Genomic DNA, 9,884 nt, shown 5'->3' with positions numbered 1-9,884 from the left:
GCCACGGGCTCCGGGTCGGCGGGGTCGGCGCCGACCGCGGCCAGCAGCTCGTCCCGGGGCCCGCCGGGCGGCGGCGCCCAGCCGTCGCGCAGCACCCGCCAGTGGCCGGGGTGGCGGGCCAGGTGGTCGCCGAGGGCGGCGCTCACGCCGAGCACCGCGGTCAGCCGCTCCCGCGTCCCCGGCTCGGCGGCGAGGGCCGCGCGCAGCTCGGCGCCCTCGCCGTGCTCGTCGGCGGCCGCGAGCAGGCGCAGCAGGCCGTCCAGGGCGAGGTCGGGGTCGGCGGTGCCGCCGAGGGCGTCGAGCAGCTCGGCGCCGGGCGGCGCGCCGGTGCCGCGCTCGGCGTCCCGCAGCAGCCACTCGGCGCGCGCCGCGTCGGTGAAGCCGAGCCGCGCGAGGCGTCCGGCGAGGGAGGAGCGGCGTTCGGGAGTGCGGGACTCGGTCACAGCGTCAACCGTAATCCGGCGGGGGGCGTCGAGCGAAGCTCGTCCATTGGATGGCGGTGGGCGGGGGCTGGAGGACGGTTAGAGCACCGCCAGCAGGCGCCTGCGCTCGAACTCGGTCACCTGGCGCCGGTACTCCTCCCACTCCTGCCTCTTGTTGCGCAGGAAGAAGTCGAACACGTGCTCGCCGAGGACGTCGGCGACCAGCTCGCTGCGCTCCATCGCGTGGATCGCCTCGTCCAGGTTCTGCGGCAGCGGCTCGATGCCGAGGGCGCGCCGCTCGGCGACGGTCAGCGCCCAGACGTCGTCCTCGGCGCCCGGCGGCAGCTCGTAGCCCTCCTCGATGCCCTTCAGCCCGGCGCCGAGGATCGCCGCGAACGCCAGGTAGGGGTTCGCGGCCGTGTCCAGCGACCGGAACTCGATCCGGGTCGAGTGGCCCTTGTGCGGCTTGTACATCGGCACGCGGACGAGCGCGGACCGGTTGTTGTGCCCCCAGCAGATGTAGGACGGGGCCTCTCCCCCGGCGCCGGCGGCCGAGCCGACGTTGCCCCACAGCCGCTTGTAGGAGTTGACCCACTGGTTGCACACCGCGGTGATCTCCGCGGAGTGCCGCAGCAGCCCGGCGATGAACGCCCGCCCGACCTTGGACAGCTTGAACTCCGCGCCCGGCTCGTAGAAGGCGTTGCGGTCGCCCTCGAACAGCGACATGTGGGTGTGCATGCCGGAGCCGGGGTGCTCGGTGAACGGCTTCGGCATGAAGGACGCGTGGACGCCCTGCTCCAGCGCGACCTCCTTCATCACCAGCCGGAACGTCATGATGTTGTCGGCGGTGGTGAGCGCGTCGGCGTACCGCAGGTCGATCTCCTGCTGGCCGGGGGCGCCCTCGTGGTGGCTGTACTCCACCGAGATGCCCATGGCCTCCAGCATCATGATCGCGTTGCGCCGGAAGTCGTGCGCGGCGCTGTGCGGGGTGTGGTCGAAGTAGCCGCCGGAGTCGGCGGGCTCGGGCTCGCTGCCGTCCTCCGGCTTGTCGTTGAGGAGGAAGAACTCGATCTCGGGATGGGTGTAGAAGGTGAACCCGAGGTCGGCGGCCCGCGACAGCGCCCGCTTCAGCACGTAGCGGGGGTCGGCGAAGCTCGGCGTCCCGTCCGGCATCAGGATGTCGCAGAACATCCGCCCGACGCCCGGCGACTCCGAGCGCCAGGGCAGCACCTGGAAGGTGGACGGGTCCGGCTTGGCGATCATGTCGGCCTCGTACACCCGCGCGAAGCCCTCGATCGCCGACCCGTCGAAGCCGATGCCCTCGCCGAACGCGCCCTCCAGCTCGGCGGGCGCCACGGCCACCGACTTCAGGAACCCGAGCACGTCGGTGAACCACAGCCGGATGAAGCGGATGTCGCGCTCCTCCAGCGTGCGGAGCACGAACTCCTGCTGACGGTCCAAAACCTTCTCCCTCGGTACTGCCCCGCCGCCGACATGGGGCCGGGCAACGCATGCCGGCCGCGAGAGACGGTCCGGCTACTTCGCAGTATGCCCGGTGGCTGTTACCGCGACGTTACACCGGACCATTCCCGCTGACCGGAACATATCCGACTACTCACCCTCCCCGACCCGCGCGGCGGCCGGATCGAGGACGCGGGACAGGAACGCCCGGGTGCGCTCGTGCGACGGGTCGGCGATCACCCGCTGCGGCGGGCCCTCCTCGACGACCACGCCGCCGTCCATGAACACCACCCGGTCGGCCACCTCCCGGGCGAACGACATCTCGTGGGTGACCACGAGCATGGTCATCCCGGCCTCCGCCAGGCCCCGCATGACGCCGAGGACGTCGCCGACCAGCTCCGGGTCCAGCGCGGACGTCGGCTCGTCGAACAGCATCACCTCCGGCCCCATCGCCAGCGCGCGGGCGATCCCCACGCGCTGCTGCTGCCCGCCCGACAGCTGCGCCGGGTACGCGTCGACCTTGTCGGACAGCCCGACCCGCTCCAGGTTCTCCCGGGCGATCCGCTCGGCCTCCGCCTTGTCCCGCTTCAGCACCTTCCGCTGCGCGATCACCACGTTGCCGAGGGCCGTCAGGTGCGGGAAGAGGTTGAAGGACTGGAACACCATGCCGATCCGGCGGCGGACGGCGTCGATGTCCACCTCGGGGTCGGTGACGTCGGCGCCCGCGACCCGGATCGTCCCCGCCGACGGCTCCTCCAGCAGGTTGACGCAGCGCAGCAGCGTCGACTTGCCCGACCCGGACGGGCCGATCACGCACACCACCTCGCCCGGCTCGACATGGAAGTCGATGCCGCGCAGCACCTCGTTCGTCCCGAACGCCTTGCGCAGCCCGGTGATCTCGATGGCTCCGCCGCCGGTGCCCTTGCCGAGGCCCGTCATCGCTGCCCCCTGCGCTGCCGCGCCTCCAGCCGCCGGGCCAGCAGGCTCAGCGGGATCGTGATGATCAGATAGCAGATCCCGGCCACGATGATCGGGGTCGTGTTGCCGACCTGGCCCGCCAGGTCGCGGCCGAACTTCGTCAGCTCCCGCTGCTCCAGGGTGATGCCGAGGAAGAGCACCAGCGAGGAGTCCTTGCAGAGCAGCACCAGCTGGTTGGTGAGCGGCGGGATGACGATGCGGAACGCCTGCGGAATGACGATCGACCGCATCGCGCGGGCGTGCGACATCCCGAGGGAGCGCGCCGCCTCCGTCTGCCCCTTCGGGACGGCCTCGATCCCGGCCCGGATCGTCTCCGCCATGTAGGCGCCCGCGGCCAGGCCGAGGGCCAGCGCGGTCTGCCCGACGGCCCCGCCGGGAACGGTCGTCCCGAAGGCCAGCGGCACGCCGACGCTGATGAAGATGAAGATCAGCAGCAGCGGCAGGCCGCGGAAGACCTCGATGAACGCCGCCGCGAACCACCGGTAGGGCGCGACCGACGACAGCCGCATCAGCGCGATGACGAGGCCGAGGACCAGCCCGAGCCCGAAGCCGGTGGCCGTGTAGACCGCGGTGTTGCGGAGGCCGACCGTGATGACGTCGGGGAACAGGCTCTTCGCGACCTCCCAGTTGGCGAAGTTCAGCCGCAGCGTGCCCCAGTCGGCCAGCAGCACGACCACGATCACGACGAGGGCGAAGAGCCCGTACTGCCCGCCGAGCGACAGCTGCCGGCGGCGCCGGCGGGACAGCCCGCCGGGCACCGCCGCCTTGACCGGTTCCGCGGTCACGACCCGCCGCCGGCGGCCGCGGGCATCGGACCGATCCACTTCTCGTAGATCTTCTTGTAGGTGCCGTCGGCCTTGGCCTGCGCGAGCACCTCGTTAGTGATCTTGACCAGCTCGGGGTTCTTCCCCTTGCGCATCCAGAAGCCGTACTGCTCGCCGGTGTTCAGGTTCGCGACGATCTCGTAGCCGGAGTTCGCCGGGTCCTTCAGCCAGCCCTTGACGACCGGGTCGTCCTGGACGATCACGTCGACCTGGCCGGTGCGCAGCGCGTCCAGCTCGGCGTTGGAGTTGTCGAACGAGCGCGGGTCGAAGCCCTTCTCCTTGACGAAGTCCTCACCGGTGGTGCTCGCCTGGGAGCCGAGCTTCAGCTTCTTGTTCTTGACGTCGTCCAGCGAGGTGATCCCGCTGCCCTTCTTCGCCATCAGCGACTGCGTCGCGTCGAAGTAGGGGGCGGAGACGTCCATGAACTTCACCCGGTCGGGCTTGATGGTCATGCCGCCCATCTGGATGTCGCACTTTCCGGCGTTCAGCGCGGCGCCCGTCTTCATCGTCTCGAACGGCGTGTCGACGACCTTCTGCGTCACGCCGAGCTTCTTGGCGACGAGGTCGATCAGCTCGACGTCGAAGCCGACGACCTTGCCGGTCTTCTTGTCCTCGGACTGGAACGGCGGGTACGGCAGGTGGGTGCACGAGGTCAGCGCGCCCTTCTCGATGAGCGTCACGCCCTGCACGGTGGCGCCCTCGTCGCCACCGCAGGCCGACGCCGTCAGCGCCAGGGCCGCGAGGCCCGCGCCCAGTGCCCATCGCACGGTCCCTCTGGACACTTTTCCTCCTGGTATGAGCGTGTTGCCGATCATCGAACTATCGCACGTCAGGGCGGCGTCCGGTACGGGCGGGCGGATGGCGCCTCCATGACCGTCCGCACGGAACCGTTTCCCGGAAATTGACGCGGCGATCATGGTCGCTCGACGGAATGATCATTAGCGTGGTCAGGGTCGTGGACATCTCTCTTCTGCTCTCGATGACGGACCGGGTGCCCGCACTGGCGACACCGTCGGCCATGCACCCGGAGTCGTGGCGGCTGTGCGCCCAGGTGGAGACCTGGGCCCGCGGCCGCGGCCTCGTGCTCGGCGATCCGGACACCTCGCCGCTCGGCCGGGCCCGCTGCGAGCGGCTCGCCGCCCGCGTGCTGCCGTCCGCCGAGCTCGCCGGGGTCGACCTGTTCGCCCGCTGGCTGACCTGGGCGCTCGCGCTGGACGACACGATGGACCACCCGCCGCTCGCCGACAGCGGCAGCGCCGTGCACGCGCTGTACGACGACCTGCTGCGCGCGATGCGGCGCGGCCACGCCCGGCCGGGGGCGCGGCCCCTGGAGGCGTCGCTGGTCGAGCTGTGGCAGGAGACGGCCAAGGACATGAGCCGCGAGTGGCGGCGCCGGTTCATGCTGCAGCTGGAAACGCACCGGGACGGCTGCGCGGAGGAGGCGGTCAACCGCCGGATCCGGCACGTCCCGACGGAGGCGGAGTACCCGCCGCTGCGCCGCCGGGCGTGCGGGCCGTTCCTGTACGACCTGGTCGAACCCGTCCTCGGCGTCGAGCTGCCGGCCCGGCTGCTGCGCACGCCCCGCTGGAAGACCCTCGCCGACGGCGTCGCCGACGCCGTGGCCTGGTCCAACGACCTCGCCTCCTGCGACCTGGAGGCGGCCCGCGGCGACGTGCACGCGCTGCCCGCCGTCCTCGCCCGGACGCGCGGCCTGACCGCCGAGCAGGCCGCCGCCGCCGTCGCCGACCGGATCGTCGACCGGCTGGAGCAGGCGTGGACGGCGGCGCGCAGGCTGCCGGAGATGCTCGACCGGCTGGACCTCACGGTCGCGCAGCGCGCCGCCGCCGCGCAGGTCGTCAAGGTGCTGCTGGACACGCCGCGCGCCCACCTGGACTGGCTCGCCGAGTCCGGCCGCTACGCGCCCGACTCGGCGCCCGGCACGCTGCGCCTGGACGCGCTCGCCTCACTGCGCTGACCGCGCGCGAGCGCGTCGCCCGCCGGGGTGCGCACGTACAGGACCCGGCGGCCCATGCGGTGCCCGGTGACGAGGCCGCAGGCCCGCAGCACGCCGAGATGCTGGCTGACCGCGCCGGCGGTGACGCCGAGCCGCCGCGCCAGGTCGGTCGTAGCGGCGGGCCGCGCCAGCGCGGCGAGCAGCTCGGCGCGCCGCCGGCCGATCAGCGCGGCCAGCGCGTCCCGCCGCTCGTCCGGCCGCCCCGTCTCCCACAGCGTCGCGACGCCGCGCGGCGGATAGCTGAGCATCGGCTGGTAGGGCGGCATCATCACCGAGACGTGCGGCCACACGAACGCGCTCGGGACGAGCAGCATCCCGCGCCCGGCCAGCTCGCCGCGGAACGTCCAGCGGCGGTCGACGGTCAGCGTCCCGGCGCGCCACGACACCGCCTCGTGCAGGTCGCCGAACACCCCGGCGGCGCCCTCGGCGGCGAGCGCGCCCGTCCGGCGCAGGACGTCCCCTTCGAGCAGGTCGCGGACGCGGGGCCAGAACGGCTCCACGGCGACCTCCCAGTACCGTTCGAGCAGGTCGGCGAGGTGCGCCAGGGTGCGCTCCGGAGTGGCCGCCATCGCCAGCCGCGTCGCGCCCGGCCGGGTGCCGAACTCCGTCCAGCGCAGCTCGGCGGCGACGACCTCCGGCGGCGTGGCCCGGACGATCCCCAGTTCCTCGGCGAGGTCGGGCAGCGGGGTCCCCGGCGGCGGGGTGAGGAAGTCGGGGATGTACCCGGCGGGCCCGACGACCTCGTGCAGCGGCCCGAGGCCGAGCCCGCGCAGCCGCGGCCGGACGGTGCGCACCCACGGCAGGTGCAGCGCGTGCCCGGACGGGTCGGCGAGCACCCGCAGGCTGCGCACCATCTCCCATAGCGGCGAGAACGCGAACCGGACGCGGGCCACGTCGTCCGGCGCGAACACGAACTCGATCATTCAGTCCAGGCTAAATGATTATCCGGGGCCGTCCGGAGCGCCCACCATCGTGCGAGTGACCACTCTGGAAGACACCCCCGTCGCCGCGCCGGGCCGGGTCGCGGCGTTCCTGCGCCCCCGTGTCGGCGGCTTCCCCCGGCCGTTCTGGGTGCTGTGGGCGGGGACGCTGCTCAACCGCCTCGGCACCATGGTCGAGCCCTTCCTCGGCCTCTACCTCACGACGATGCGCGGGCTGTCGCTGGCGCAGGCCGGCGTGGTGATGGCGGTGCTCGGCGCGGGCTCGCTCGGCGGCCAGATCGTCGGCGGGCTGCTCGCCGACCGGATCGGCCGGCGGGCGACGCTGACGATCGCGACCGTCGGCACCGGCGCCGCGATGCTCGCGCTCGGCTACGCCCAGGGCATCGCCGCCCTCGTGGCGGCGGCGCTGCTGCTCGGCGTCCTGCTGGACATGTACCGGCCCGCCGCGCAGGCGATGGTGGCCGACATCATCTCCCCCGCCGACCGGCCGCGCGCCTTCGGGCTGCTGTTCTGGGCGATCAACCTGGGCTGGGCGGTCGCGATGGTGCTCGGCGGGACGCTCGCGCAGCAGGGCTTCCTGTGGCTGTTCTGGATCGACGCGGCCACCTGCGCCGGGTTCGGCCTGCTGGTGTGGCGCGCCATTCCCGAGACGCGGTCGCGGGAGACCCGCGCCGGCGGCACCGGCGGGTTCGTGCGCGTCCTGCGCGACCGCGTCATGGTCGGCTACGTGCTGGTCACCCTGGTGTACACCTTCGTGCTGATGCAGGGCATGACGACGATGCCGCTGGCGATGAAGGAGGACGGCCTCGGCCCCCAGTCCTACGGCCTCGCGATCGCCGCGAACGGCGTGCTGATCATCATCGTGCAGCCGCTGGTGAACGCGTGGCTGGCCCGCCGCGACCACAGCCTGGTGATGGTCGCCGGGTTCCTGCTGGTCGGGCTCGGCTACGGGCTGACCTCGCTGGCCTCGACGGTGGCCGCGTACACCGCGACGATCCTGGTGTGGACGCTCGGGGAGATCACGGCGGCGTCCGTCCTGCAGGCCGTCGTCGCCGACCTCGCGCCCGCCGACCTGCGCGGCCGGTACAACGGGCTGTACGGGATGGCGTGGTCGGGCGGCTTCCTGCTGGCGCCGCTCGGCGGCACCCAGCTGCTCGGCACCGGCGGGGCGGCCGCGCTGTGGCTGACCTGCGCGGGGCTGGCCCTCGTCGCGGCGCTGGCGCAGCTCGCCCTCGCCCCCGCGATCCGCCGCCGCCGGGCCGCCGCGCTCGCCGCCGACTTCTCGTCAAAGTGACGAAACGGCCGCGCGCGTTCTACCCTGGGAGGGTGGCACAGCTCAGGATCGCGCTCGCGCAGGTGAACCCGACCGTCGGCGACCTCGACGGCAACGCCGACCTGATCGTGGAATGGAGCCGGCGCGCCGCCGACGCGGGCGCGCACCTGGTCGCCTTCCCCGAGATGATGCTGACCGGCTACCCGGTGGAGGACCTCGCGCTCCGCGCGTCCTTCGTCGAGGCGTGCCGCCGGGCCCTGGACCGGCTCGCCCGCCGGCTCGCCGACGAGGGCCTCGGCGACCTGCCCGTCGTCACCGGCTACCTGGACCGCCGCTCCGTCGGCCCGGTCCGCTCCGGGCAGCCCGCCGGCGCGCCGCTGAACGCGGCCGCGTGGCTGCACGGCGGCGAGGTCCTGGTCCGCTCGGCCAAGCACCACCTGCCGAACTACGGCGTCTTCGACGAGTACCGGATCTTCGTCCCCGGCGACCGGCTGCCCGTCGTCCGCGTCCGCGGCGTCGACGTCGCCACCGTCATCTGCGAGGACCTCTGGCAGGACGGCGGCCCGGTCAGCGTCACCTCCGCGTCCGGCGCGGGCCTGCTGCTCGCCGTCAACGCCTCCCCTTACGAGCGCAACAAGGACGACGTCCGCCTCGACCTGTGCGCCGAACGCGCCCGCGAAGCGGGCTGCGCCCTCGCCTACGTCAACATGGTCGGCGGCCAGGACGAACTCGTCTTCGACGGCGACTCCGTCATCGTCGGCCCCGACGGCACGCCCCTGGCCCGCGCGCCGCAGTTCGTCGAGCACCTCCTCGTCGCCGACCTGGCGCTGCCCGCCGCCGACCCCTCGGCCGGACCCGGCCGCACCCCGGTCGACGCCCACGACGGCACCACCATCACCATCGACCGGCACGTCCTCACCCCGGACCCGCTGCCCGCCTACCCGGTGCGGCCGCAGCCCGCCGCCGAGCCCATGGACGACCTCGCCGAGATCTACGCCGCGCTCGTCCTCGGCACCCGCGACTACGTCCGCAAGAACGGCTTCCGCTCCGTCGTCCTCGGGCTGTCCGGCGGCATCGACTCCGCCCTCGTCGCCACCATCGCCTCCGACGCGATCGGCCCGGAGAACGTGCACGCCGTCCTGCTCCCGAGCCGCTACTCCTCCGAGGGCTCCGTCGTGGACGCCGAGGACCTCGTCAAGCGCCAGGGCGTCAACTCCCGCACCGTCCCCATCGCCGACATGGTCGAGGCGTTCGAGAAGCAGCTCGACCTGCACGGCCTCGCCGCCGAGAACCTCCAGGCCCGCATCCGCGCCAACGTGTGGATGGCCCTGTCCAACGAGCACGGCCACCTCGTCCTGACCGGCGGCAACAAGAGCGAACTCGCCACCGGCTACTCCACCCTCTACGGCGACTCCGCGGGCGGCTTCGCCCCCATCAAGGACGTCTTCAAGCTCACCGTGTGGCAGCTCGCCCGCTGGCGCAACACGCAGGCCGGCGTCGACCTGCCGTTCCTGCACCCGTTCGCGCAGGAGCCCATCCCCGAGGCCATCATCGTGAAGGAGCCGTCCGCCGAGCTGCGCCCCGGCCAGCGCGACCGCGACACGCTCCCCGAGTACACCGTCCTGGACCCGCTCCTCGCCGACTACGTCGAACGCGACATGGGCCGCGAGTCCCTCATCAAGGCCGGCCACGACCCCGCCCTGGTGGACCGCGCCATCCGCCTGGTCGACATCGCCGAGTACAAGCGCCGCCAGTACCCTCCGGGCCCGAAGATCACCCCCAAGAACTTCGGCCGAGACCGCCGCCTCCCCATAACCAACGCCTGGCGCGAACAAGAAAACTAACCCCAACCACCGCCCACGGGTCGGGCGGCTGGAGGGCGCTCTGGCGCCCGGAGGCCGCACGTCCCGCCGGGGGGGGGGCGGTGGGGGGCTGGGGCCCCCCCCGCGCGGAGCCACAAACCGCCCCCCC

The 9,884-nt window shown here is 73.0% G+C and carries 8 protein-coding genes and 1 pseudogene; 3 read left to right on the top strand and 6 right to left on the bottom strand.

Annotated features, from left to right (window positions below; translation table 11 throughout):
- From AB0K34_RS44645 to AB0K34_RS44625, 5 genes and pseudogenes are all read right to left on the bottom strand, one after another.
- A pseudogene (locus AB0K34_RS44645) lies at positions 1–443 on the bottom strand (bifunctional glutamine-synthetase adenylyltransferase/deadenyltransferase); the annotation flags it as partial.
- A 78-nt stretch (positions 444–521) separates the two neighbouring features.
- Entirely contained in the window at positions 522–1,883 is a 1,362-nt protein-coding gene (locus tag AB0K34_RS44640) for a glutamine synthetase family protein (protein WP_138640758.1), read from the bottom strand.
- A 150-nt stretch (positions 1,884–2,033) separates the two neighbouring features.
- Complete coding sequence (locus tag AB0K34_RS44635; RefSeq protein WP_364554582.1) at positions 2,034–2,822, bottom strand: amino acid ABC transporter ATP-binding protein; 789 nt, start codon at positions 2,820–2,822, stop codon at positions 2,034–2,036.
- Positions 2,819–3,646, bottom strand: coding sequence for an amino acid ABC transporter permease (locus tag AB0K34_RS44630; RefSeq protein WP_205719596.1), 828 nt, complete (start codon positions 3,644–3,646; stop codon positions 2,819–2,821). The genes AB0K34_RS44635 and AB0K34_RS44630 overlap by 4 nt, the downstream gene beginning before the upstream one ends.
- On the bottom strand, positions 3,643–4,467 hold the full coding sequence (locus AB0K34_RS44625) for a transporter substrate-binding domain-containing protein (protein ID WP_240808453.1): 825 nt from the start codon (positions 4,465–4,467) through the stop codon (positions 3,643–3,645). The genes AB0K34_RS44630 and AB0K34_RS44625 overlap by 4 nt, the downstream gene beginning before the upstream one ends.
- 173 nt (positions 4,468–4,640) lie before the next feature.
- On the opposite strand from AB0K34_RS44625, the gene AB0K34_RS44620 reads away from it, so the two are divergent.
- Complete coding sequence (locus tag AB0K34_RS44620) at positions 4,641–5,660, top strand: terpene synthase family protein (protein WP_138640764.1); 1,020 nt, start codon at positions 4,641–4,643, stop codon at positions 5,658–5,660.
- Here AB0K34_RS44620 and AB0K34_RS44615 read toward each other — a convergent pair.
- Positions 5,600–6,622: a DUF5937 family protein gene (locus AB0K34_RS44615; protein ID WP_138640762.1), complete on the bottom strand. Its 1,023-nt coding sequence runs from the start codon at positions 6,620–6,622 to the stop codon at positions 5,600–5,602. The genes AB0K34_RS44620 and AB0K34_RS44615 overlap by 61 nt on opposite strands.
- A gap of 55 nt (positions 6,623–6,677) precedes the next feature.
- Between AB0K34_RS44615 and AB0K34_RS44610 the strand changes: the two genes are divergently transcribed.
- Both AB0K34_RS44610 and AB0K34_RS44605 read left to right on the top strand, forming a co-directional pair.
- Complete coding sequence (locus AB0K34_RS44610) at positions 6,678–7,934, top strand: MFS transporter (protein ID WP_364554579.1); 1,257 nt, start codon at positions 6,678–6,680, stop codon at positions 7,932–7,934.
- Between the two features lie 32 nt (positions 7,935–7,966).
- Positions 7,967–9,757, top strand: a complete 1,791-nt coding sequence (locus AB0K34_RS44605) for an NAD+ synthase (protein ID WP_364554578.1) — start codon at positions 7,967–7,969, stop codon at positions 9,755–9,757.
- The last annotated feature ends 127 nt before the right edge of the window (positions 9,758–9,884 follow it).

Origin of the sequence: Actinomadura sp. NPDC049382 (genome assembly GCF_040677125.1) — a bacterium.
Lineage (GTDB): Bacteria > Actinomycetota > Actinomycetes > Streptosporangiales > Streptosporangiaceae > Spirillospora > Spirillospora geliboluensis.
Note: the sequence above shows the minus strand (reverse complement) of the source record. Positions and strands in the feature narration are given on the sequence as shown.